The organism is Gordonia amarae NBRC 15530 (genome assembly GCF_000241345.1).
Lineage (GTDB): Bacteria > Actinomycetota > Actinomycetes > Mycobacteriales > Mycobacteriaceae > Gordonia > Gordonia amarae.
On sequence record NZ_BAED01000064.1, the window covers coordinates 71560 to 95675 of the forward strand.

Genomic DNA, 24116 nt, shown 5'->3' on the forward strand with positions numbered 1-24116 from the left:
CGTCGTCCCCTCCTGACCGCGTGATCCGGGCGGATCGTGCAGTGGCCACAGTAGGCGACGGCTACGACATTCCGGGAACGGTTTACAGCGGCCGGTATGGTTTCAGCGCCCGGCGAGGTACCTGTCGTGGGCCCACTTCGCGGACACGGTCTCGGTGGCCCCGCCCATGTCGTGCCCGGTGGTGGACCGGCGGTAGTCGATGTTCGCTCCGGCCGCGCGCGCGTCGCGCACGTACAGCTCGGTGAGCGGGCTGAACGCGGTGACGTCGAAGACGCCCTGATGGATGAGCACCGGGCTGCGGAAGCCGCGCACCGGGACCACCTGGGTCTGCCGGACAGCCCGGATCAGCGGCCCCTGCCCGAGGCTCCGGGTGAGCATCTGGCCGACGCCCACCCCGGCGGACCGTTTCACCTGGTCCGGGTAGCACAGGGTTTCGGCCGATGTGAGCAGCGACTTCCCGGTCGGCGTCAGGTACGCGTCGACCTTGAGCCACGGATTCGCCACGGCCAGCCCGCGCAGCACGTACGACAGGTAGGTGACGTAGTCGGGGATCGGCAGCGACGGCACATACGGTCCGAGCGCCGCCAGGTACCGGTCCATGTGGACCGGCGGGGCGACGGCGGTGGTGCCGATGAGCGTGAGTTCGGGCGCGTACTTCGGCGCCATCGTCCCGGCGAACAGGGAGGCGTGCCCGCCCTGTGAGCCGCCGCTGGTGGTGAACTCGCGGCCCACCTTCACACCCACCTTCGCGCCGAGCTGACGGACCGCGCGGACGGCGTCGATGAGGTTGGCCCCCGACACCCGGCCGTCGAGGTACGGGTGTACGCCGGGTCCGTCGATGCCGGCGTATTCGGGTGCCACCAGCAGGAAGCCGTTCTTCAGCCACGGACCGAAGTACGGGCCGTACGAGCGGCCGCCCGCCCGGAACGCGTTGGCGAGGGTGCAGCTGTCGCCGAGTCCGGCGGTGCCGTGTCCGTACGCGGTCACCGGGTAGCCGGTCGCCGGTGCCTTCGTGGTCGGGATCCAGGCGGTGGCCCGAACCGGGGTGAGCGTGTTGCCGGCCCCGCGCGACAGGTAGGTGAGCGTGTACGCGGCACGCCCGCCGGGCATCCCGAACGCCTGCTCGCCGACCTTGCTGAAGGTCAGCAGTGCGCCCGGCTCGGACGGTGCGGCCGACGCGGGTGCGGTCAGCAGCGCACACGCGGCGAGAACCGCCGCGACCACCGTCGCGGCGCGGGTCCAGGCGGTCACCGCTGCGTGCCCTGCAGCTCGCTGAGCGCCTTCTCCAGCTGGTCGAGCATGTAGTCAGCCTGCGCGAACGACGAGATGGTCACGGTGCCGAGCCCGAACACCGGCTTCTTCGACGACTTGAGCAGCGGATTGTTCAGCAACTGCCGCTGCAGCGCGTTGTGACCGCCGTCGAAGTCGGAGGCGACGAAGATGGCGTCGGCGTCGAGGAACTGGCCGAGCTTCTCGGGGGAGGCGGTGAACTCGCCCGGGTTGGTGTCGGGGGCGGTGCCGTCGCCGGTCACCGAGTCGGCGAACACTACACCCGCCTGGCCGAACAGGTCACCGATCATCGACTTGGTGCCGGCGACGTAGATCTCGCCCGGCTCGTGCGAATCGAGCACGGTCACCTTCACCTTGGTGAGGACGTCGGCGTAGGTGGTCTTGATGCTGATCTGCCGCCGCTTCAGCTTTTCCTGCAGGGCGTCGAACTTGTCTGTGGTGCCCAGGATCGCGGCCGCCGACTTGGTGCGACCCTCCCAGTCGGTGCGCTCGGTGCCACGGATCTTCATGATCGCGGTCGGCGCGAGCGCGGCCAGGTCCTTGTTGGCGCCCGGATCGCCTGCGTCGATGGTGACGATCAGGTCGGGGTCGTACTGGGTGAGCGTCTCGGCCGGCGCGGTGCCGTCGATCTTGTTCTTGATCTTGGCGTAGGCCTCGCGGTTGGCCGGCGGGACCATCGGGGTGTCCATCGTGGCCGCGGCGACGAGCCGGTCACCGGCACCCACCTCGATCAGGGCCTGCGTGCCGGCGTTGTGGACCGAGATGATGCGCTGCGGGTTGCTGGGGAGGGTGACTTCGGTGCCCTGCAGGGTGAGCTTGTGCTCGTCACCGCCGTCGCCGCTGTCTCCGGAACTGCAGCCGACGAGTCCCACCGCAAGCACGCCTGCGACGGCGACCGCGCCCCAGCGTGTGAGTGATCTGTTGCGCAGCCGCATCTGGCGTATCTCCCTCGACCCGTCCCGGTTGTGCGTGCCCGAAAGGCACCGTTTTCTCAGGTGAGGCTAACCTTTACCCGGTGTTGACACAACACACTCGATTCACGATCGCGATGGCAGCCGTGGCCGTCGTTGCGGTGGTCGCCGGGCTGACCGCGGCGAGCCTGTGCGTCGGCGCGCTCAGCACCGGGCCGGGCGAGACCTTCCGCATCCTCGGCAACTGGATTCACGGCCACGGCTTCTCTTCCGTGCCCACCGACAAGGAGACGGCGGTGCTGCACTACCGGGTGCCCCGCACCTGCGTCATCGTCATCGCCGGTATCGGCCTGGGCCTGGCGGGCACCCTTATTCAGGGACACACCCGCAACCCGCTGGCCGACCCGGGACTGCTCGGCATCTCGGCGGGTGCGGCCCTCGCGATCGTCGTCGGCATCTGGTTCCTCGACATCGACTCGGTGCTCGGCCAGGTCCTGCTCGCCTTCGCCGGGGCGGCGGTGGCCGCGACCGCCGTGTTCGCGATCGGCGGCACCGGACGACGCGGCGACGACCCGGTGGGCCTGGTCCTCGCGGGTGCCGCGGTGTCGGCGCTGTTCGGGGCGCTGACCACGACGATCATCCTGCGCAGCTCACAGGCGCTCGACACCTTCCGGCACTGGACGTCCGGGTCGGTGGCGTGGGTGGACACCGGGTTGTTGTTGTCGGCGGCGATCCCGCTGCTGATCGGGGCGGTGATCGCGTTCGCGTCGGCACCGGGCATGAACCTGCTGACGATGGGGTCGGAGGCGGCGTCGTCGCTGGGCCTGAACGTACCGAGGCTGCGGGTGGCCGGGCTGATCGCGGTCACCGTGCTCGCGGGCGCGGCCACCGCCGTCGCCGGTCCGCTGGCGTTCCTCGGGCTGACCGCACCGCACATCGCGCGTGGCCTGGTCGGCGCCGACTACCGGCTGATCCTGCCGATGGCCGCCGCGTGCAGCACCGCGATCCTGTTCATCGCCGACATCATCGGCCGGGTGGTCGCCGACCGCGAGATCCCGGCCGGGGTGATGCTCGTGTTCGTCGGGGTGCCGTTCTTCCTGATCGTGGTGCGGCGCACCCGATTCCGGGCGGTCGCATGAGCGTGCGACCGGACGGCATCGGCGTCGGCGGCTGCTTCGTCGTCGTGGAGCGGCGGCGCGTCGTGGTGTCGGTGCTGCTCGTCGTCGCGCTGCTCGCCGCGCTGGCCGTGGCGCTGATGTTCGGTGAGGAAACGCTGTGGCCGCGACAGCTTGTCGACGTCCTGTCGGGCGGCGGCACCCGGGGTGACCGGACCCTGCTGCTCGACCTGCGCGCCAACCGGGTGATCGTGGCGGCGCTGGCCGGGGCGGCGCTCGGTGTCGCGGGGGCGGTGATGCAGTCGGTGACCCGCAACCCGCTCGCCAGCCCCGACATCCTCGGCATCAGCGCCGGCGCCTCGGCGGGGGCGGTCATCGTGATCGTCGCCAACGACGGCGTGCTCGACGGCAAGAGCTGGGCCGCCCCGGTGGGCGCGATCGTCGGGGGACTGGTGATCGCCGCGGGGATCGCCGCGTTCTCCGTCGGCATGGACCCGTTGCGGCTGGTCCTGGCCGGTATCGCGCTGTCGTCACTGTGCGGTGCGATCGTCACCTACCTGGTCGCGATCGCCGACCCGGAGGTGGCCGCGCACGCCTACATCTGGTTGTCGGCGTCGCTGGCCGGCCGCGAGGCCGAACACATCTGGCCCGTCGCGACCGCGCTCGTGCCGGCGATCGCGGTGATCGTCCCGCTGTCGCGGCGGGCGAGCATGCTGTCGCTGGGTGCGGTCCGCGCCCATTCTCTCGGCGTGCCGGTGGCGCGCACCGAACGCGGGCTGCTCCTGGTCTCGGTGCTGCTCACGTCGCTGGCGACGGCCGCGACCGGCCCGATCGGCTTCGTCGCGTTCGTGGCGCCGCAGATCACCGCCCGCCTGACGCGCACCGCGTCACCGCCTTTGGTGGTGTCGGGCTTGACCGGTGCGACGCTGGTGCTGTGCGCCGACGCCGCGGCCCGCACGATCCTGCCGTGGAGCGCCCCGATCGGCGCGGTGACTTCGGCGCTCGGTGCCCCGATCCTCATCTACTTCCTGTGGAGGGCTGTCCGTGTCTGATGCTGTTCTTTCCGGACCCGCGCTGACCGCCGAGGGCGTCCGGGTCGGGTACCGCGACAAGGTGGTGCTCGACGACCTCACCGTGCACATCCCCGAGGGTTCGCTGACGATGATCATCGGCCCCAACGGTTGCGGAAAGTCCACGCTGCTGCACACTTTCGCCCGCATCCTCACCCCGACAGCCGGCCGGGTGCTGCTCGGCGGGCGCGAGGTGGGGGCGTTCGGGGCCAAGGAGTTCGCCCGGGAACTGTCGCTGCTGCCGCAGAGCGCGATCGTCCCGTCGGGCGTGCGGGTGTCGGCGATGGTGGGCCGCGGCCGCTACCCGTATCAGCGGCTGCTGCACCAGTGGAGCGACGCGGACACCCGGGCGGTGGAACGGGCGATGGCGGCGACCGGCGTCGACGGGTTCGCGGGCGCGATGATCGATGAACTGTCCGGCGGCCAGCGCCAACGGGTGTGGCTCGCGATGCTGCTGGCGCAGGAGACAGACGTGATGTTGCTCGACGAACCGACGTCGTACCTCGACATCGCCAACCAGTACGAGCTGCTGGAACTGATGCGGACCCAGCACGACGAGGGCAAAACCCAGGTGGTGGTGTTGCACGATCTCGCGCAGGCAGCCCGGTACGCTTCCCATCTCATCGTGATGGACGCCGGGCGCGTGGTGGCCACCGGTACACCGCACGAGATCATCACCGAGGACCTGCTGCGCGACGTGTTCCAGCTGCCGGCGCTGGTGGCGCCCGACCCGATCAGCGGTACACCTGCCGTGTATCCCCTTGACCCCCGGGATCTTTGATCCCCGGTTTTCTCGGGGTCCGCACAGGTTTCTGCGAATATCCTGGGCCTGGTGACCACTCCGACAGACCGCTGAACCGACGTGACCGGCACCGCACCCCCAGAAGGCCGCTCGCGCACCGCTGTTCGCACGTGGCGCGTGCCACGGATCTCGCCGGTCGCACGTGACCGCTTTGCCGAATTTGTCGCGACCATCGTCAGCAGGATGCTGACCGGCGCGGGCTTCCTGTCGTTGATCGAGATCGTCACCCGCGACTGGCGGCCTGTCGACTATCTGACCGACGCCCTCAACGTGATCGGTATCCCCGCCGACCGCAGCCTGTACGTGGCGCTCCTGGTGTTCGTCCTCGCCGGTGCGATCCGCCGCCGATTCGTCGTCGCCTATGCGGTGCTGATGGTGTTGCAGCTGCTCAACCTGATAAGTCTCGTGGTGATCGTCTATCGCGCCGAACACGGCTACGACCACTACCACGTATACGAGACATGGCACGAACGGTCGCCGATCGCCTGGACGGCGCTGGGCGCCGGGATCATCGCGGCGCTGGCGCTGGCGCTGTCGCGGCGGGCCTTCACGGCGCGGCTGGCCGGCGGTTCGATCCCGGCCGCGCTGGGAGTGTTCGCCGCGGGAATGACCGTATCGTGGCTCGTCGCGATCAGCCTCACCGGCATCGCACCTCATCACCTACACGGGTTGCGCGAAAAGCTCCACTGGTCGGTGCTGGCAACGCTGGGTGATCACGTTGCCCCGCACGCCCCGTATTTTCACGGCCATCAGGGGTCGCACTGGGTGTTCACCGTCGTCGGCATCACCTCCGCCATCGCGCTGATTCTGGCGTTGCTGGTGCTCTCGCGGGCCAACCATTCCAACCAGTTCCTCTCGCGCGAGGACGAGTTGGACGTCCGCCGGTTGCTGGCCCGCTACAGCGAGGACGATTCGCTCGGCTACTTCGCCACCCGCCGTGACAAGAGCGTGGTGTTCTCTCCCGATCGTCGCGCCGCTGTGCTGTTCCGGGTGGTCGGCAGTGTCAGCGTCGCCGGCGCCGACCCGGTCGGCGACCGGGAATCGTGGGCCGCGGCCGTCGATGCCTGGCTGCTCAACTGCCGGGAGCACGGCGTACACGCGGTGGTCCTGGCGGCCGGCGACCACGGTGCACAGGTGTATCGGCACGCCGGGCTGCGCACCCTTGACATGGGCGATGAGGCGATCATCGATGTCGGCTCGTTCACGGTGCGCGGACCGGCGATGAAACCGGTCCGGCAGGCGGTCAACCGGGTCGCGGCCGCCGGGTACACCGCCAGGGTGCGCCGGCATCGGGAACTGACCGACGCCGAGGTGACCACGATCGCCGGGCTGGCCGAACAATGGCGCGGCGAGGATGTCGAACGTGGCTTCTCGATGGCACTCAACCGGTTCGGCGACCCCGTCGACGGCAACTGTGTGCTGATCACCGCACACGGCCCCGACGGCCGCATCCGTGGTCTGCTGTCGTTTGTGCCATGGGGCTTGCGCGGCATCTCGCTCGATCTCATGCGCCGCGACCGGGACGGCGACAACGGCGTCATCGAGTTTCTCGTGGTCCGCATGATCGAGCACTGCCGAAGCGCCGGGATCAGCCGGATCTCACTGAACTTCGCGATGTTCCGGTCGGTGTACGCCAACGCCGACAAGGTGGGCGCCGGTCCCATCACCCGCGGCGTCGACGCCGTCCTGGATTTCGCGTCGCGCTTCTATCAGCTCAATCAGCTGTACCGGTCCAACCAGAAGTACCGGCCCACCTGGGTGCCGCGGATCATGTGTTACCAGCCACCGCTGTCGGTTGTCCGGGCGGCGCTGGCCGGCGGAATCGCCGAGGGTTTTGTGCCGAAGCTCGGCCCGGCCGTGCTTACCGGCCCCGGCGTCCCCGAAGACCAGGAGATCCGCGCCGACAGCGAGTTCCTGTCGGCGGTCGCGGCCATCGAGACCGAACAGCGGCGTCGCCCTCTCCCGGATCGGCGACCCGGTGACCAGCAGCGGGCCCGGCTGGCGAAGATCGGTATGCTCGACGCGCTGAGTATGTCGTCGTATCCGCCCGGCGTCACCCGGGACGCGGATATCGCCGGTGTGCGTGCGGGTTTCGCCGAACTGCCCCCCGATACCGAGACCGGCGTCGTGGTTTCGGTGGTCGGACGGGCTCGCGGGGTCCGCGACTTCGGCGGACTGGTGTTCGTCGACCTCGCCGAGTCGGGTGCCAGGATTCAGGCGATGTTCGATGCGGCACAGTCTGATCCAGGCGCGCATACCGCGTTGCGGGTCGGTGTCGACATCGGTGACCTGATCAGCGTGACCGGGCAGGTGTGCACCACACGCACCGGCGAACTGTCGATTCTGGTGCGGCGCTGGCAGATGGCCGCCAAGTGCATCAGCCCGGTGCCGGCGCCGGGAGCGGAGCTGACCGACGAGGTACGCACCCGCAACCGGACATTGGAGCTGCTCACCGACTTCTCAGCGACGGAACTGCTTGTCCAACGCTCGTGTGGGGTGTTGGCGCTGCGGAACACGTTGCAGGAAGCCGGATTTCTCGAGGTGGAGACGCCGATCCTGCAGACCGTGCACGGCGGCGCCGCGGCGCACCCGTTCACCACCCACATCAACGCCTACGATATGCCGCTGACGCTGCGGATCGCGCCCGAGCTCTATCTCAAACGCCTTGTCGTCGCGGGTATGCCACGGATCTATGAACTCGGCCGCAACTTCCGTAACGAGGGCGCCGACGCCACCCATAATCCCGAGTTCACCGCATTGGAGGTGTACCAGGCCTACGCCGACTACCGGGTGATGGCCCGGCTTGCCCGGGAGCTGATCGTGGCCGCGGCGGTTGCCGTCAACGGCGCACCGGTCGCCAAGCGCCGCGGCGGCACCGTCGACCTCACCGGTGAATGGCCGGAGATCACTGTGCACCAGGCAGTGTCACTTGCCACCGGGGTACCGGTGACGGCCGGGACCGGCGCCGCTCAACTGGCCGAGATCTGTCGGGACCACACGGTGGAGGTCGCTCCGGATGCCTCCGCCGGTCAGCTGGTGATGAAACTGTATGAAGCGCTGGTGGAAAAGCAGACGGTGACGCCCACCTTCTACTACGACTTCCCTGTTGAGGTCTCGCCACTCGCCCGCCCGCACCGCGACGACCCGCGGCTGACAGAGCATTGGGATCTGGTCGCTTTCGGTGCTGAAGTGGGTACGGCCTATTCGGAACTGACCGACCCCGTCGATCAGGGTGAGCGTCTGCTGGCGCAGTCGTTCGCCGCGGCGGGCGGCGATCCGGAGGCGATGGCCTTCGACGACGATTTCGTACGGGCCCTCGGTTACGGCATGCCGCCGACCGGTGGGCTCGGGCTCGGGGTCGATCGGCTGATGATGATGCTCACCGATGTACCGATCCGCAGAACCCTGACCTTCCCATTCGTCAAACCGCTCGACAACACCTGACGCCGGGCCGTCACACGCAGGTCCTGCGGATCGTGACGGCGTCGCCGGGCCGGCAGAACACCAGCTCCAGACGTCCCACACGTTCACCCGTGGCTTGCCCGATCATGTCCGCGTAAATCGACAACTGCGTCCAGTACGCCTCGATTGTCGACTGCTTGACGCCCACGTCGGTCTTGTAGTCGACGATGACGAGGGTGCCGTCGTCGTCGCGATACACCAGGTCGGCGATACCCTCGACCACCGTCACCCCGTCGGGGGCGATCCCGGCGAGTTGCATCTCCTGCCAGTGCGGCCGGAGTGCCGCACGCCGCACGGGTTCGGCCTCGATCGCCGAACAGGCCAGGGCCACAAAGAAGTCCTGATCCTCGAAGTCATTGGCGGCGGCTACATTGCGGGCGGTCTCGCGGAAGGTGTCGTCGGCGCCGTCGGCGAGGGACACCGCTTCCAGGACCGCGTGCAGGGCGGTGCCGAGATTCTTGCCGTGGTCCTTGCTCGCGGTGCCGCCCGCGACGGGTGTGGGCTCACCCCGCGCGACGAGGCCGCCCGTCGTATAGCTGTCGAGTAGCTTTGTGGCGGTATCGGTTTCGGGGTGTGCGATATACGTCGCCGAATACGACGACCGGCGCGCCGACAACTCGGCGATCCGTTCGGTCTCGGCCGTCCAGTCGTCCCAGCTCTGGTGTTCGCCGACCGTGGGTGCGTCCTCCTCGTGGCGACGGGCCTCGACGAGTTCGGGCATGACGTTCTCGACACCGTCGAGGCCGGCGGCGAGGATCGAACCCCAGCAGCTCCGGGACCCGATATACCCGGATACCGCGAGATGACTCTCGGCGCGGGTGCAGGCCACGTAGAGCAGCCGGATCTTCTCGGCCTGGATATGCGCGGCTTCCATTGCCTCAGCGGCCTTGTACCCTGACGTGCGCACCGTGGCGCTCGCGTAAGCATGCAGCGTGTCGGCCGAATCCCACAGCACGGGTTCGGGATCATTCCGGAATCCGCCGCTCATCCCGGCGACGATCACCATCGGGAATTGCAGCCCCTTCGCGGCGTGAATGGTCATGATGCGCACCGCGTTCACCCCGATCTCGGGGAGCACGGCCTCGGCGACACGGGCGTTCTCGTCGGCCTGGGTGGCCGCCCAGTCGAGGTAATCGCGCAGGCTGCCCCGGTCCTCGGCATACCAGGCGTGGGCCTGGTCGATGACGAACCGCAGCCGCCGCCACACGTCCCGATGCCGGGGCGAATCCATCGACACCTCGAACACCCGCCGGTCGGCGGCCAGCCGCGACAGCAGGTCGCCCGGGTTGAGGTCGCCGAGCCGCGCCGCCACCTCCCGCAGATAGCCGAACGCGTGCGCGACCGGTGAATCCTCCTGTCCTTCCGGCGGGTCGAGGTGAATGATCCACTTGCCGCCCGCTTTTCGCCAGCGCAGCAGGTCGTCGTCGCCGCACCCGAACAGCGGGGTACGCAGGGCGGCGACGATGGCCGCCGAGTCGGCGGTGTTGGCCAGTGCCCGGCAGGTGGTCAGCAGGTCGTGCACCTCCTGCGTCGAATACACCAGACTCGATGCCTCGGAACGGAACTCGATGCCGGCGGCGTCGAGACTCTTCTCCAGGAACGGCAGCACCGCACGCGACGGGATGAGGATGCAGATGTCGCTCCACCGCAGTGGCACATGATCGTAATCGTCTTCGCCCCTGTACTTTTCGTGACACCAGCCGGTCCCGGTGGCGGTGGCGATGATGCGGGCCACGTCCCGTGCCTCTCGGGTGCGCGGAATCTCGGCCTTGCTCAGGTTCAGTTCCTCGACGGTGGGTTCGCTGTCGTCAGAGAACACGAAAGGTGCCGGGCCCCAGAGCAACGGGGCCGGCTGCGGCCGGTCGGGCCGGGGGGCGAGTGCGACGTACTCGGGCTGTACATGCCCCTGTGTCACGATGAGGTTGCCGAACACCTCGTTCACCCAGTCGATGACGGTGCGGGTGGATCGGAAGTTGGTGGTCAACTGCACCACATCGGCAGCCGGAACCTGTTCGCGGGCACCCATATACGCTGCAATATCAGCGCGGCGGAAGCGGTAGATCGACTGCTTGGGGTCACCGACGGTGAACAGCCTCCCGGCCACGTCGACGGCTCCGGCCCCGGCGACGATGCGTCGGGCCAGGGTGAGCTGCAGCGGATCGGTGTCCTGGAACTCATCGAGCAGCACCCGCTGGTACCGCTCGTGCGCGGCGGCGGCCACGGCCGGATCCTTCAGCACCTTCGCTGCGTACACGAGCAGGTCGTGGAACTCCAGCCGCCCGGTGCGGCGCCGCTCGGCGGCCTCGTCAAGGATCAGCGTGGACAGATGATGGACCACGATGCGTAGCGCGCTGTCGAGGTAGTCGCCGACCACGTCGGCGATGACGGATTCTTTCAGGTTCTTGATGTCGGCTCTGATGTCTTTGGGAGCAACACCTTTCCACGCCGCGGCGCGGCCGACGTTGCCCGCCTTGGGGAGGTCGTTGGCGATTGCGATCCAGCCGAGGCTGTCGCCTTCCTCCTCCAGCTCCGTCTTCCACCGGCTCAGCTCGTGGAGCACCTGCACCAGCCTGTCTTCCGGGTCGGTGCACCGGGAGGCGAGGGCGCAGATCCTGTCGGTCTCCCGGAGGATGACGTCGACGTCGGCTCCGGTCAGGTGACCCGGTCCGGTATCGGTGGTGAGCCGATCCCAGTTGCGGTCGAGACCGTCTGCCAGGGTACGCATCTGGTTGACCGACACCCCGGTGGCGATGATGATGTGCATGGCCTCGACAACTTCGTCGGGGGCATTGTCGGTGAAGAGGAGCTGCTGCATCCGTTCCCAGCGCCGCTGGAACGACAGCTGCGAACCCATGGCATCGACGACCTCGATGCGTGGCGGCACCTTCGCTTCGAGGGGATGTTCGCTGATGATGCGGCTGGCGAAGCCGTGCAGGGTGCCGATGGCGGCGGTATCAAGCTGGAGCAGAGCCTTTTCCGCCTCGGGTGTGGCGTGTGTGGCCAGCTCGACACGGACCCGTTCGCGCAGTTCCGCCGCGGCTTTCTCGGTGAATGTGATCGCGGCGATCCGGTCGAGCTCGATACCGTCGACCAGGACGAGCCGGCAGATCCGCTGCACCAGGGAATGAGTTTTGCCGCTGCCTGCCCCGGCCTCCACGAACAGCGTGGAGGTGGTGTCCTCGGTGATGCGGGTACGCGCGGCCTCGTCCGCAAGTCTCTCGTCGGTCATTATTGTGCGGCTCCGTATTTCGCGACGTAGTCGGTGATCTCGGGTACCTCTTCGAGGTTGGCCCAGGCGCGTTCGAGACCGGCCTTGCCGACGAGGTCGAGGATCGGGTCGGCCCACCAGGTGTCGGGGGTGCGGGGCGGAAAGTAGCCGGCGCAGATCATCTCGTGCACCAGCCGCAGATCTCCGGTGAGCACATCGATGACGTCCTGGGTGAGTGTGTACCCCACCTCGGCGAATCCGCCCTTGTCGGTGATGAACCAGTAGCGGGCTGCCACCGCGTCTCCGAATTCCCTCGCCAGCAGGGCGTATACGGGGAGCTGGAAGCGTTTGCCGTTCTCGGTGGGCTGCTGGTCGGTGATCTTGTCGTACGTCTTCTTCTGCCCCGACTTGTAGTCGGTGACACGGACCCGGCCGTCGCGGTGCTTGTCGATACGGTCGACGGCGCCCCGGAAGCGGATGGTGGCGGTCCCGAGATCGAACTCGACGGCCGGGTGCTCGGGCGGGTCGCTGTAGGGGCGGCCCCGGGGAGGCATCCCGAAGGTCCGTTCGGCGTCGGTGGGGGTCCAGCCGTGGGCGTGGTCGTCGGTGTCGTAACCGTGCCAGGTGCGCAGGTCCCGCATGATGGTGCCGCGCGCCCGCGCCCACAGGTGGCCGAGCCAGCCCGGATTGTCCCGCTCGGCCCGGGTCAGCACGTCCTCGGCGATACCGATGAGGCGGGAAAGGTCGTGTGCCGCACCCTCAGTGGTGCCGACGACGTACAGTTCGAGGATCTCGTGGATGAGGTTGCCGCGGGTGAGTGCGTCGATCTCGACGGCCTCGTCGGGGTCGGGGAGTTCGCTCGCGCCGAGCACGGTGGTGAGAAAGAAGCGGTACGGGCTTTTCACCCAGTCCTCAAGTCTGGTGGGCGACACCGGATTATCGAATACGGTGAGCAGATCGCAAACGGTGTGCACGTTACCGTTGAAGCGGGTGAACCGGCCGTGCAGCCTGTCGCTGCGCATCCGCATCCCGTCGACGACCACCGGATCGGTGAGCGCGTCCTGCCGCCGATCGGCGGGCACCGCGGCCAGCGCTCGCAGCCGCCATTCGGTTTCCGACGCCGACGACGCCCCGATCCGCGGATTGGCGTGTTGCGCTGCCACATCAAAGGATTCGACGACCACGATGCTGTCGGCGCCGAGAGTTTGTTTCTGCCACCCGACGACGTCGACAGGTGTGCCGGCGAGCGAGCTGAGCGCGGGCAGCAGCCATCGGCTGGGCACCCGTTCGGCCCCGCCGCGCAGGCTGCCGCGCGGAAAGGTGACGACCCGCTCGGAGCCGACAGTCGCGAGCGCCGCCTGATAGCTGCGCAACTGGGCGTCCATGCTGTCGGCGGGGGTGCGGCCGGTGAGTTCGGCCGGCAGCAGGGGATCGTCGCGGCGCGGCACCGGCAGAACGCCTTCCGCCGCACCGAGGACGACCACGACGTCGAGGTCGCGCCCCGCCGCGTCGGCGAGCCTGCCGACGGTGACCCCGACGCCGGAGGTTCCGTGTTTGCCGCCGCGTGAGTCGATGCGGACCATGACGGCGTCGAGTATGCGTTCGGGGGTCGGTGCCGGTGCGTACTCTTTGAGGAAAGCGAGTGCGGCACAGTCCTGTCGCAAGGTCACCAGATCGGCCGACGCCTGCTCCGACGACCCGGCGAACCTGCTGTCGAGCAGTGCGATCAACTGTGCGGACACCTCGGGCCAGGTGCCGGCCTCGCCGAGTGCGGTCAGGTCGGCTTGCAGTGCTTCGACAAAGTCGTGCAGGGCGATGGCCTCGTCGGAATACCTGTCCTCCTCCGGAGTCTTCCCGGGAGGTGGTTCGGTGAGACTGTGCCAGTCCGCACCGCCGACGATCTTGCGGAGGTCGCGGGTGACGAGTTCGAGCTTCCGTTGGCTGACCGGCTTTTCGGCTCCCGGAACCTGCGGACGCCGCAGCACCCCTTCGGCGAGGAAGCCGAGGATATCTCGCCGCGGCATCGCCGCGACATCGATCTGGAGCAGCCCGAGAAGGGCGCGGGCGGCGGGCCGGTCGCCGAGGCCGCGATGCAGGGGTGCGTTGAACACGATCCGGCCGGCGGTCAGATGTTCGTGCAGCAACCCCAGATACGGGTCGGGGGTGGGGTAGTAGATACCGATACGGTGCCCCGGAACCCCGGCCGCCAGATGCTTACGGACCAGTCGCACCACCGCCCGCACCTCGTCGTCGGCGTCGGAGGTGTGGATGACCTGGGTGGGTAGCGGGTCGCTGCCGGGTTCGATGACGGTGCCATTGGCGGCGAGCACGTCGAGCAGCGGGTCGAGCGCCGGATTGGTGCGGATCGGCGCGAACACCACCACGTTGTCCAGTGTCCGTGCCGCGGCCTCGGCCGCCGCATACGCCTCATGTTTCAGGAAGTACTGTCCGGTCAGGTCCTCGGTGAGCGCTTCCCGGTACACCCGCAACATGTCGCCGACGAGTGGTGTCGAAGCATCGATCCGCGGATCGGCCAGCTCGGTCAACTGCCACGCCGCCTGCGCCAGCGCCTGCGTCGTGATCGGCGCCCCCGCCACCTCCTCGAACACCCCGGGCCGCTCCTGGAGCACCAGCGCCACCGCCGCCTCCAGCACCGGATACGGCAACGCCTGCCGAGGCTTGAGCACCGGCCCCGCCAGCCGCTCCACCACCTGCCGAAACGTCACGATGCTGGTATTGGCCACCGCCCCCGCCCGGGCTAGTGCATGCAACACTTCCCGCCCCGCCGCATGGGTGGGCACCACCACCGTCACCGGAGCCAGCGGATCCCCCGCCTTGGCCCCGGCAACCGCCCCCACCACCTCATCGAACATCATCCCGCCATCATGCCCGACCCCTCGGACATTTCCGCTGATCTTCCGACCTGAGGGTCACTGCCGGTTCCGACATTTTCGCTGATCTTCGGACTTGAGGGTCACTGCCGGTTCCGACATTTTCGCTGGTCTTCGGACTTGAGGGTCACTGTCGGTTGAGGTGCGAGGTCGCCCAGCGACCAAGCCTCGAAACCACGTAGTACGACGCCATCCCTGGCGCCGCTCACCTCCTTGATCCCTGAGGCCGAAGCGACGAAGGAGCGAGGGTCACGAAGGATCCGGTGACCCGAAATCCTGACGCACCCACCAAGTCACGACGGAACCGACGGCTCCATCTTCGGAATCGTGCGCCGTGTGAAATCGATGACAAATGCACATAGTTCGGCAGTGGGTGGTGGCTTCCAGAAGCGAGTCAGGATGGTCGCGACAGAAGCGGTGCCGGACTTGACGGTCGTCATGCAGGTGTAGGCGTCGCGCGAGTCGACCAATACGCGACGGCCATCGACGGAGACGTCCCACGAGGCCCGATACCACCGGCGATCTCCAGCTCGCTGCTCGAACGTCGGCTTGTTGCCGACGGACTGAGAGATACCTGAGTTCCTGATATCGGAAAGTTCCCAGATGCAGCCGCGAGCAGTCTGATGGTCTGCCAGTGCCGCATCCTTGACCCGCTGTGGATCAACGCCGGCATCTGCCAGTTCGGTGGTAGTCAGCGCGGTACAGGGTTCATACGCTGTGCCATTGTTGTTGCTGGACCACCTATTCGGGAACTGTGTAGTGAAGGGAAGGCGTTTGCCGAGATCGTCGGTCTGACGAACGGATACGATCTCAGTCGAGGTCGTCCCGAGCGGCGTCGGAAGCGGCTTTCCATGAACAGCGCAGGCCGTTGCCGTAAGCGTAGTCACAGCCAGGGCTGCCATGAACCCGATGGGTAGGCGGGGCGGCTCGCAATCAGCGAGGCGTAATGATCGATGCGGCATCATGGTCGGCGTCGGCGAGTGTCTTAGCCGTAGCGAAGCAAGCATTAGCGAGGTTTTGGGCGGACTCTGCTTGGACTTTGAGATCGGTTGCCCACGTGGTGACGATTCCCCGGAACAGACCGTGAGTAGACCGTCCCGGCTATGACGGAGCCGATGGCTCCATCTTGGGGATCGTGCGTCGAGTGAAATCGATGGCAATGGCGCAGAGTTCCTTGGTCGGGGGCGCATTCCAGGTACGCGTGACAATCGTTGACACAGGTGACCGACCGGATTTGACTGTCACGGTGCATGATGCGGCACTGTCGGGATCAACCATGACCAGTCGTCCGCCGATGGTCAAGTCCCACCATGTCTTGAAGTTGCTCCGGAGTTTCATCCGTTCCTCGAATGTCGGCTTGTTACCGGTTATTTGACCGATCGATGAGAGCCTGATGCCGGAGTGTCTCCATGAGCATCCACGTGCGGTTTGGTGGTTGGCCATGGCGGCATCTGAGACACTCTTCGGATCGAGTCCGGACGCGAGGAGTTCAGTATCACTCAGCGCGGTACATGGTTCGTAGGCTGTGCCGTCGTTGTTGGCGGACCATCGATCTGGGAATCGGGTTGTGAACGGAAGTTTCTTTCCGGTGCTGTCCGTTTGCCTGATCGTCGCTGTGGGTGCCGAATCTGTGACGGCGGGGGAAGGATCGCCGCTTACCGCACAAGATGCAGAGCATGCAAGTGCCACCGAGACGCAGACAGCTGTCAACGTGGGGGCTATTCGGTGCACAGCAGTCGCGGGGCGGTCAGAAGGGGCCAATGCCCGATGCCGCATCGAAGTCTGCATCGCTCAATGTCTTGGCTGCTGCGAAGCATGCATCGGCAAGGTTTTGTGCTGATGCGGATTGTTCCTCGAGATCGGCCACCCAGTGTGCGACTACTTCGCGAAACAGGCTGTGAATCTCTCTCCCTTCTACGCAGTCACCAAAGTAGTTGGATTTGAAAAGGTATTGGGTGTTCTTTGCCAGATCGTGCAGGTCGGTCGAGGCCTTCTCGGCCGTCTTCCCCCGAGCCTTCCACCACTCCGGATCGGCTTCCACCTCCCCAGCCACATCGAACGCGTACTTCGTACCCTGCGGCTGCTCGTCGTCGCCTGCCATAATCCCCCCGGATCGCAAATACAGTTCGAGCTACGAAAGTTGTCGATAACCCCTGTTGATGGGACAGTCAACACGGCGACGTCGAGTTTGTCCAGAGCTGGGGACAGAGGTGTGGATAGACGGATGGCGGTGGTGGAGACGGGCTATCGGTTGGCCTGCTGATCGAATCCGTCAGTCGCGGCACGGTTCTGATCGAAAACGTTCACCTCGGTCCCATGAGGCCGATGCGACGAACGATCGAGGGTCACGGATGTTCACATCGGCCATGTCGGGGTGCGAGACCCGCCTTCTTGATCCCTGAGGCCGAAGCGAGGAACGAGCGAGGGGCACGAAGGGTCCGGTGAGATGACAGCATGACGCGCCCCCTCGTTCTCGTTCCTGTTGCCGACGCCGCCTATGACGGCGCAGGCGCCTCCATCTTGGGAATCGGGCGCCGGGTGAAGTCGATGGCTATCGCGCAGAGTTCCTTGATCGGCGGTGGATTCCAGGTGCGGGTGACGAGTGTCGTCACGGTTGCCCAGCCGGATTTGACTGTGGTGGTACACGAGTAGCGATCATCGGAATCGACCATGACCAGACGACCCGCGATGGTTACATCTCAAGAAATCTTGTGCCAGTTTCGTTGTGTCATCCGATATTCGAAAGTCGGCCTGTTTCCAGTTGCCTGACCGATTCCCGACAATCGAACGCCGGTGTGGTCCCATGTGCACCCGCGAGCGGTCTGGTGGTTGGCCATGGCGGCATCTGAAACAGTCGTCGGACCGAGTCCGGCGGCGACGAGATCGCGATCGTCAAGGGCAGTGCATGGCTCGTAGTTCGTTCCATTGTTGTTGGTGGACTACCGATTTGGAAACTGTGTTCTGAACGGTAGCCTCTTGCTGAGGCTGTCGGTTTGGCGGATTGTCTCGGTTGGCTGTGCTGGGGGGTGAGGTTTCCGAGTGCGGATGCCCGTCAAGAGTACACGCCGTTTAGCAAAGCACGATTGTTGTCGTGCAGGTGATTACGAAGGTCTCGGCCAGCCGGAGTCAGCCGGTCGCAACGCGGTCAGAACGGGCCAATGTTCGATGCGGCGTCGGAGTCTGCATCACTCAGCGTCTTGCCTGCCACAAAGCATGCATCGGCCAGGGTCTGGGCTGTCTCGGACTGCTCTCGGAGATCCGCTACCCACGCTTGGACCACGTCATGGAACAGCGCGTGGGTGGCTTCGACACACTCCCCAAAATGGTTCTCGCTGAAGAGGGACCCTACCTTCTTTACCAGTTCCGCGAGCTCTGCCGCACTCCCTCGGCCGTCTTCCTCCGAGCTTCCACCACTCCGGATCGGCTTGCACCTCCCCGGAGGCATCGAACGCATACCGAATGCCTAGCGGCTGCTCGTCATCGTCGGCCATCATACCCCGGATCGCAAACACTCTTCACGCTATGAAAGTCGTTGATAATATCCCTGATTGGACAGTCAACACGGTGACAGCAACGCTGTCCAGATCCGACACGGAGGTTGTGGATACATGGCGAGCAGGCGTATCGAGCGGTTGGCGAGCGACACTCCGTTCCAATCCAGCAGCAGCGGTATCGATCTGACGGTCACAGACTTCTGGTCATGGGCAGGTTCGGACCTGCTCGACAACTCGCTCCGCGGTCAGCTGGCGGAGTTCATCGTCGGCTCGGCACTCGGCTGTGTCGACGGCAAGGTCAGGCGCGAGTGGGATGCCTACGACCTCCTCACCCCGGACGGTATCAAGGTGGAAGTCAAGTCGACGGCCTACCTGCAGGCGTGGGGACCGACCACGAAGTCGTCGATCAAGTTCTCGGTGGGTAAGTCGAGAGCATGGGATGCGGAGACCAATACCTACGACGTGGAGCACAAGCGGTCGTCCGACGTCTACGTGTTCTGCTACTTCGCCTGTGAAGATCGGAAAGTCGCGAATCCGCTGAACCTGGATCAGTGGGAGTTCTACGTGGTGCCCACCAGCCTTCTGGAGAAGCTGATACCAGAGCAGAAGTCGATCAGTCTGACGTCGCTGCTGCGCCTCACGTCCGCACCGAGGGTTGCCCACGCCGACATCGCCGAAGCGGTACGAGGTCGAAAATAGGTGCCGAATAGTTCGGTGGGGTCGTTTCGGCCCCACCGAACGTGTGCCGGGGCTACGATTCCGACCAGGGCGTGTGTGCCGTGCGAAGGCAGTGACGCCGAACGCGGTCCAGAACAACCTCGCTGAGACCGGGGTGAACTCCGAGGATGAGAAGCAACATGCCTGAGATGTCGGCGATTCATTCCAGCCGTGTCGATGATGTCCTGCGGCGCAGCGCCGCACGATCACCGCACAGCACGGCGCTGACCTTCGAGCCACGGTCGTGGACCTATCGGGAACTGGACGACGCCGTGACCCGGGCGGCCGCCGAACTGCTGGCCTTTGACCTCGACAGCCAGGCTCGGGTGGCCACCTACGGGTCGAACTCGGATGCCTATGTGATCGCCTTCCTGGCGTGCTCGCGCGCCGGTCTGGTGCATGTTCCGATCAACAACGCCCTGACGGGGGATGAGCTGAACTACCTGCTCACCGACTCGGGGGCGAGCCTGGTCCTGGCCGATCCCGGTCTCGCACCCCAGGTGGCGCAGGTCAGCGACGTCCCGATCGTCGCGTTGCGCGACGCCGACGATTCACTGCTGTCGCGGGTGCGGACGGCCGACGGTCCTGTGCCGGCGATACCCGAACCCGACGTCGACGAGTCCGGTCTCGTCCAGTTGCTCTACACGTCGGGCACCACGTCCGCGCCCAAGGGTGCGATGATGTCGCACCGCGCACTTGTGCACGAATACTTCTCGACCATCGTCGCCCTGGATCTCACCGGGAACGATGCACCACTGCATGTGATGCCGCTGTACCACTCGGCCGGAATGCACGTGTGGATGATGCCCTACCTGGCGGTGGGTGCCGCCAATCACCTTCTGCCGTCCGCAGATATCGCGACGATCCTGGAGCGGATCGAGACCGCGCGGGCCGGTTCGATCTTCTTGGCGCCGACGGTGTGGGTGCCGCTGTCGCAGCACCCCGATTTCGCCGGCCGCGACCTGTCGAGTTTGCGTAAGGCGGTGTACGGGGCGTCGATCATGCCGGTTCCGGTGCTCGAACGTCTCCAAAAAGCGTTGCCGGACTTGGGTTTCTACAATGCATTCGGGCAAAGCGAGATCGGGCCGCTGGCAACGGTGCTGCGTCCGGAGGAGCACGCGCAGCGGCCGGCGTCGTGCGGGCGGCCGGTGCTCAATGTGGAGATCCGCGTGATCGGCGCGACGGGTGAACCCGTCGAGGCCGGCGGTCAGGGTGAGGTGGTCTACCGATCGCCGCAGTTGTGCGACGGGTATTGGAACAAGCCGGAGATGACCGCGGAGGCGTTCCGCGACGGCTGGTTCCATTCGGGGGATCTGGTGTCGATAGACGCCGAGGGCTACATCACGGTCGTCGACCGCATCAAAGATGTGGTCAACACCGGCGGCGTCCTTGTCGCGTCGCGTGAGGTGGAGGATGCCCTGTACACCCATCCGGGTGTCTCCGAGGTCGCGGTGATCGGTGTGCCCGACCCGAAATGGATCGAGGCGATCGTCGCGTTCGTGGTGGCCGATTCCGCTGTCACCGAGGACGAGTTGATCGCCCACACCAGGTCCCGGCTGGCAGCGTTCAAGGTGCCCAAACGGATTGTCTTCATCGATCAGCTGCCCCGCAATGCGAGCGGCAAACTGCTCAAACGGGTGGTCCGGGCCGACTACGCCGACTCACTCGGCAGGGGAAAGTAGAGACCAGGCCTGAGTTACGCGGAAGCGAATTCTCTGCGCCACCTCACGGAGCGGGCGGTTCCATTTTGGGGATGGTACGACGGGTGAAATCTATGGCGTATTTGCAGAGTTCCGTTAACGGGATTAGATCTGCGGTCCGCATTACGATTGTTACGACGGGGGCGTCGCCGGACTTTACCGTTGTCGAGCAGTCGTAGCGACCAGTCGAGTCGACCATGACGAGTCGCCCGTCGATTCTGATATCCCACGAAGTCTTGTACCAATCACGGTCCGTGATTCTTTCTTCGAATGTGGGTGCGTTCCCGGTGCCCTGGGACAAACTTGAGTTCCTAAGGCTCGCGTATTGCCATAGGCATCCTCGAACAGTCTGGCGATTGGCCAGCGCGATATCCGAGACGCTGTGCGGATCGAGTCCTGTGTCTGCCAGCTCGGCGTCGGTCAAGGCGGTGCACGGTTCATACTTGGTGCCGTCGTTGTTTCTTGACCACCGGTCCGGGAAAGTTGTCGTAAACGGTAGCCTCTTGCCAGAATCATCATTCTGTCGGACAGCCTCGGATGGCGTCTTTCCCAGTGGCGATGCCGTGGTCGCGGACCGCGGCTCACCGTCCACGGCGCATCCCGTTGCAGCGAAAGCAGCGATTGCGGCATAGACGATCGTCAAAGTACGGAAAATTCGATCTGGTCTACGTGCGAAGTCAGAACGGTCCAATGTGAGAGGCCGCCTCGTAGTCGGTGTCGCTGAGGGTCTTGGCCGCAGCAAAACACGCTTCTGCAAGGTTCCGCGCGGATGTGGATTGCTCCCGGAGATCCCGGGCCCACGTGGTGACTATCCCGCGGAATAGCTCATGAGTGGTCTCGCCTTCTACGCATTTACCGTAGTGATTGGTCCTGCAGATCTGCTCGGCATTCTGTGCCAGAATCTGAAGATCCTCCGCCGCCTGCTCGGCCGTCTTGCCCCGTGCCTTCCACCACTCCGGATCGGATTCCACCTCCCCGGATATGTCGAACGCGTACTTCGTGCCCTGCGGCTGATCGTCGTCGCCTGCCACTATCCCCCCTGGATCGCAACACGATGTGCTCTATGAAAGTCATTGATCGACTACCTGATCGGACAGTCAACACGGCGAAGTCCGTGTTGTCCAGATCTGACGGTCAGGTTGTGGATCGATTGGAGCACATCGTCGACTCCGATGGCCTGGGCCGGCCCTACGCCAGTGGCCGCATATGCTGGACGACCTGCTCCCACGTCTCGAACCCGGGTTGCCCGAAATGGATGTGTACGCCCTGGAATTCGCTGACGCCGTTCTTGGTGCGGTCGTCGATGATGTAGTCGCCGGCGTTGAGGTGTTTGCGGTGCGAGAGGATGAGCCGCTTGTAGGCGGGGGTCCCTTCGTCGGCGCCGATGTGGTGGCGCACCCAGTTGAGCTTGTCGGTCCATGCCGACGGGTTGTCCCAGGGTGCCGTCGACAGGATGTAGGTGTCGAACAGTCCGCTGAGTTCGGCGTAGGAGTCGATCGCGCCGGGGAGCGGATCCATGAGCGCGAAGATGCCGGGCGCATCGTCGTAGTGGCCGTCGTACTCGGCGAAGTCGGCGGCGGAGAGTCGGTCGATGCCGGACTGGAAGTCGACGAGGGTGTTGTCGAGGTCGACGTACAGGATCTTTTTCACAGGCGCAGTATGCCCGCGCCGAACGACAATTCGCTGTCGATCGCGGGATGCTGAGCCGGGGACTCCTCTGGTTGGAGGAATCCTTACCGATCGCGCCAATATCTGAGCAAATACCGTAACTCGAACGTACAATCGACTGATGGCTTGGGGTGAAGCACACAACGACGGCGAATCGGGCACCACCGATATGCTCCCGCGCTGACGCACGCGGGTGGCTCGGGAGCTGGCCGGAGACGACGACCTCTCGGCCACCAAACTGGTGGAGGTGCTCGCGCACTGCGCGTCAAAGATTGCTGTGGCTCAGTACCGGATGATGCGCGCGGCCAGCATGATTCACGACGAACTCGCCGAAGACCATGCCTACGAGTGCAGTCGGACCGATTCGGGCGAAGGCACACCTGCGCAGCTGTTGGATTCGGTCGCTGCGGGCAAAGATCCGTACGCCGACTTTGGTCCGGACGGTCTCGAACAAGCGATTGCCGAGGTCGACGCGGTCCTGACCATCACATCGTCTCGAGCCAAAGCTCTGATCATCGCTGGCGACGCCGCCCGCTACCGCCTGGTGTTCACGTCCTACACCTTGGCCGAAGGCCGCATCGATCTCGACCGGTTCCTGTCCGCGGTAGCGCGCACCGACCTGTGCTCACCGGAGGCGATCGAGGACATCGACGCACATCTGGCGATGGCGATTCAAGAGAATCCGCCGATGCCCACCCGCAGCTTCAACACTGGTCGATTCGTTGATCGCGCGGTGGGATCCGGAAGCTACCCGCAGGCAAACCGAACGTAACAAGGCCGGCCGCAAGGTGACCATCACCCCGGACCGTTTCGCCCGTGGCAATTCCCGGATCGGCGCGTCGCTGCCCGCGGCGGACGGCGCGCCGTCGACGCGAAGTTGAACACGATGGCAGGGTCGGTGCATTCGGGCGATCCCCGCACCAAACAGCAACGCCGCGCCTACGCACTGGTGGCCTTGGCCAAGGGCCGGACCGTTCTGCCGTGCCTGTGCGCGGCGTGCGTCGCGATGCCCGTCGGCGCCGACGCCTACGACCTCACCGGCACGGATCCCGACGACGACGAGGTGCGGGCGGATCGCGCCGCGGACTGTCCGCAAAAGGCATTAGGTTGATGGATGCGGTGTGGACGGATGCGGTTCGGGTGCGCGCCCGGTGTTTCACATCGTGGTCAACCTGTCGACCCTGCTGGGCCTGGACAAGGACCGGGCTTTCTCGACGGCCACGGCATCATCGACGCCGCCACCCTGCGCACGATGGTCACCGAAGCCGAACGCAGCTACCTCAACACCCACACCAAGCAAGCCGACCGGCAGCCCTCCAGGTACACCCCCAGCAAGAAGCTGATCAACCTGGTCAAAACAGGGGAGTTGTGCTGCACCTTCCCCGGCTGCAACTCCCCGGTGTGGAAAGCCGGCATCGACCACACCACCCCCTTCGACCACCGCAATCCCACCCGTGGCGGTCAAACAGTCCTCACCAACCTCAAACCGCTCTGCCGCTTCCACCACCGCATCAAAACGTTCACGAGCTGGCAGGACTACCAGGACGACCTCGGCCACGGCTGGTTCCAATCCCCACTGGCCATGAGTTCCACGCCGCCTTCTTCACCGGCCGCACCCTGTTCCCCGGCCCCCTCCCACACCGCGACCCCGACCACCCGCCCGAGCCACCCTCGACGCCGACCGCCGGAAACGGATCGCCAAACTAGCCGATGATCAGCGTCGATGGGACAAAGCCAATCCGCCACCGCTCTGACCTGCCTCGGAGTGCCCGCGACCGTACACTCAAC

The 24116-nt window shown here is 65.8% G+C and carries 20 protein-coding genes; 10 read left to right on the top strand and 10 right to left on the bottom strand.

Going from position 1 to position 24116, the window contains the following annotated elements; all coding sequences use genetic code 11:
- Positions 1–102: 102 nt before the first annotated feature.
- Together GOAMR_RS19620 and GOAMR_RS19625 are read right to left on the bottom strand one after the other, a co-directional pair.
- Positions 103–1251: a lipase family protein gene (locus tag GOAMR_RS19620; RefSeq protein ID WP_005192051.1), complete on the bottom strand. Its 1149-nt coding sequence runs from the start codon at positions 1249–1251 to the stop codon at positions 103–105.
- Positions 1248–2225, bottom strand: coding sequence for an ABC transporter substrate-binding protein (locus GOAMR_RS19625; RefSeq protein ID WP_005192053.1), 978 nt, complete (start codon positions 2223–2225; stop codon positions 1248–1250). The genes GOAMR_RS19620 and GOAMR_RS19625 overlap by 4 nt, the downstream gene beginning before the upstream one ends.
- 80 nt (positions 2226–2305) lie before the next feature.
- On the opposite strand from GOAMR_RS19625, the gene GOAMR_RS19630 reads away from it, so the two are divergent.
- The 4 genes from GOAMR_RS19630 (at position 2306) to lysX (ending at position 8632) form a co-directional block, all read left to right on the top strand.
- Positions 2306–3340, top strand: a complete 1035-nt coding sequence (locus tag GOAMR_RS19630) for a FecCD family ABC transporter permease (protein ID WP_138943818.1) — start codon at positions 2306–2308, stop codon at positions 3338–3340.
- Positions 3337–4368 (top strand): FecCD family ABC transporter permease, encoded by a 1032-nt coding sequence (locus GOAMR_RS19635; RefSeq protein WP_005192059.1) that lies wholly within the window; start codon positions 3337–3339, stop codon positions 4366–4368. The genes GOAMR_RS19630 and GOAMR_RS19635 overlap by 4 nt, the downstream gene beginning before the upstream one ends.
- The gene (locus GOAMR_RS19640) at positions 4361–5167 is read left to right on the top strand and encodes an ABC transporter ATP-binding protein (RefSeq protein ID WP_005192063.1); all 807 of its coding nucleotides are present in this window, start codon (positions 4361–4363) and stop codon (positions 5165–5167) included. The genes GOAMR_RS19635 and GOAMR_RS19640 overlap by 8 nt, the downstream gene beginning before the upstream one ends.
- A gap of 138 nt (positions 5168–5305) precedes the next feature.
- Positions 5306–8632: a bifunctional lysylphosphatidylglycerol synthetase/lysine--tRNA ligase LysX gene (gene lysX / locus GOAMR_RS19645; protein ID WP_005192065.1), complete on the top strand. Its 3327-nt coding sequence runs from the start codon at positions 5306–5308 to the stop codon at positions 8630–8632.
- A 10-nt stretch (positions 8633–8642) separates the two neighbouring features.
- Here the strand turns inward: lysX and GOAMR_RS19650 are convergent, their stop codons facing one another.
- The 5 genes from GOAMR_RS19650 to GOAMR_RS23840 form a co-directional block, all read right to left on the bottom strand.
- A complete protein-coding gene (locus GOAMR_RS19650; protein ID WP_005192068.1) occupies positions 8643–11879 on the bottom strand; it encodes a UvrD-helicase domain-containing protein in 3237 nt (1078 codons plus the stop codon).
- On the bottom strand, positions 11879–14734 hold the full coding sequence (locus GOAMR_RS19655; protein WP_005192071.1) for a PD-(D/E)XK nuclease family protein: 2856 nt from the start codon (positions 14732–14734) through the stop codon (positions 11879–11881). Before GOAMR_RS19655 ends, GOAMR_RS19650 begins: the two co-directional genes overlap by 1 nt.
- Before the next feature lie 308 nt (positions 14735–15042).
- Positions 15043–15651 carry a DUF3558 family protein gene (locus GOAMR_RS24335; RefSeq protein ID WP_005192073.1) on the bottom strand — a complete coding sequence of 203 codons (609 nt, stop codon included), beginning with the start codon at positions 15649–15651 and terminating at the stop codon, positions 15043–15045.
- Positions 15652–15850: 199 nt separating this feature from the next.
- Positions 15851–16537 carry a DUF3558 family protein gene (locus tag GOAMR_RS24340; RefSeq protein ID WP_306302445.1) on the bottom strand — a complete coding sequence of 229 codons (687 nt, stop codon included), beginning with the start codon at positions 16535–16537 and terminating at the stop codon, positions 15851–15853.
- The gene (locus GOAMR_RS23840) at positions 16497–16850 is read right to left on the bottom strand and encodes a hypothetical protein (RefSeq protein ID WP_005192075.1); all 354 of its coding nucleotides are present in this window, start codon (positions 16848–16850) and stop codon (positions 16497–16499) included. Before GOAMR_RS23840 ends, GOAMR_RS24340 begins: the two co-directional genes overlap by 41 nt.
- A 353-nt stretch (positions 16851–17203) precedes the next feature.
- Between GOAMR_RS23840 and GOAMR_RS25235 the strand changes: the two genes are divergently transcribed.
- The 3 genes from GOAMR_RS25235 to GOAMR_RS19680 all read left to right on the top strand — a co-directional run bounded on the left by GOAMR_RS25235 (position 17204) and on the right by GOAMR_RS19680 (position 20642).
- A complete protein-coding gene (locus tag GOAMR_RS25235; RefSeq protein ID WP_040515874.1) occupies positions 17204–17401 on the top strand; it encodes a hypothetical protein in 198 nt (65 codons plus the stop codon).
- 956 nt (positions 17402–18357) lie between these two features.
- Positions 18358–18942, top strand: a complete 585-nt coding sequence (locus tag GOAMR_RS19675) for a hypothetical protein (protein ID WP_005192078.1) — start codon at positions 18358–18360, stop codon at positions 18940–18942.
- A 167-nt stretch (positions 18943–19109) separates the two neighbouring features.
- Complete coding sequence (locus GOAMR_RS19680) at positions 19110–20642, top strand: fatty acyl-CoA synthetase (RefSeq protein ID WP_040515876.1); 1533 nt, start codon at positions 19110–19112, stop codon at positions 20640–20642.
- Between the two features lie 43 nt (positions 20643–20685).
- Here the strand turns inward: GOAMR_RS19680 and GOAMR_RS24345 are convergent, their stop codons facing one another.
- From GOAMR_RS24345 to GOAMR_RS19690, 3 genes are all read right to left on the bottom strand, one after another.
- A complete protein-coding gene (locus GOAMR_RS24345; RefSeq protein ID WP_306302446.1) occupies positions 20686–21417 on the bottom strand; it encodes a DUF3558 family protein in 732 nt (243 codons plus the stop codon).
- Entirely contained in the window at positions 21338–21691 is a 354-nt protein-coding gene (locus GOAMR_RS19685) for a hypothetical protein (RefSeq protein ID WP_005192083.1), read from the bottom strand. The genes GOAMR_RS24345 and GOAMR_RS19685 overlap by 80 nt, the downstream gene beginning before the upstream one ends.
- A 157-nt stretch (positions 21692–21848) precedes the next feature.
- A complete protein-coding gene (locus GOAMR_RS19690; RefSeq protein WP_005192085.1) occupies positions 21849–22310 on the bottom strand; it encodes a 5' nucleotidase, NT5C type in 462 nt (153 codons plus the stop codon).
- Positions 22311–22521: 211 nt separating this feature from the next.
- Here GOAMR_RS19690 and GOAMR_RS24560 point away from each other — a divergent pair, with 211 nt between their 5' ends.
- From GOAMR_RS24560 to GOAMR_RS24885, 3 genes are all read left to right on the top strand, one after another.
- Positions 22522–23100 carry a hypothetical protein gene (locus GOAMR_RS24560; RefSeq protein ID WP_005192086.1) on the top strand — a complete coding sequence of 193 codons (579 nt, stop codon included), beginning with the start codon at positions 22522–22524 and terminating at the stop codon, positions 23098–23100.
- A 114-nt stretch (positions 23101–23214) separates the two neighbouring features.
- Complete coding sequence (locus GOAMR_RS24565; RefSeq protein WP_005192088.1) at positions 23215–23439, top strand: hypothetical protein; 225 nt, start codon at positions 23215–23217, stop codon at positions 23437–23439.
- A gap of 141 nt (positions 23440–23580) precedes the next feature.
- Positions 23581–24042, top strand: a complete 462-nt coding sequence (locus GOAMR_RS24885) for an HNH endonuclease signature motif containing protein (RefSeq protein ID WP_138943820.1) — start codon at positions 23581–23583, stop codon at positions 24040–24042.
- Positions 24043–24116: the final 74 nt, after the last annotated feature.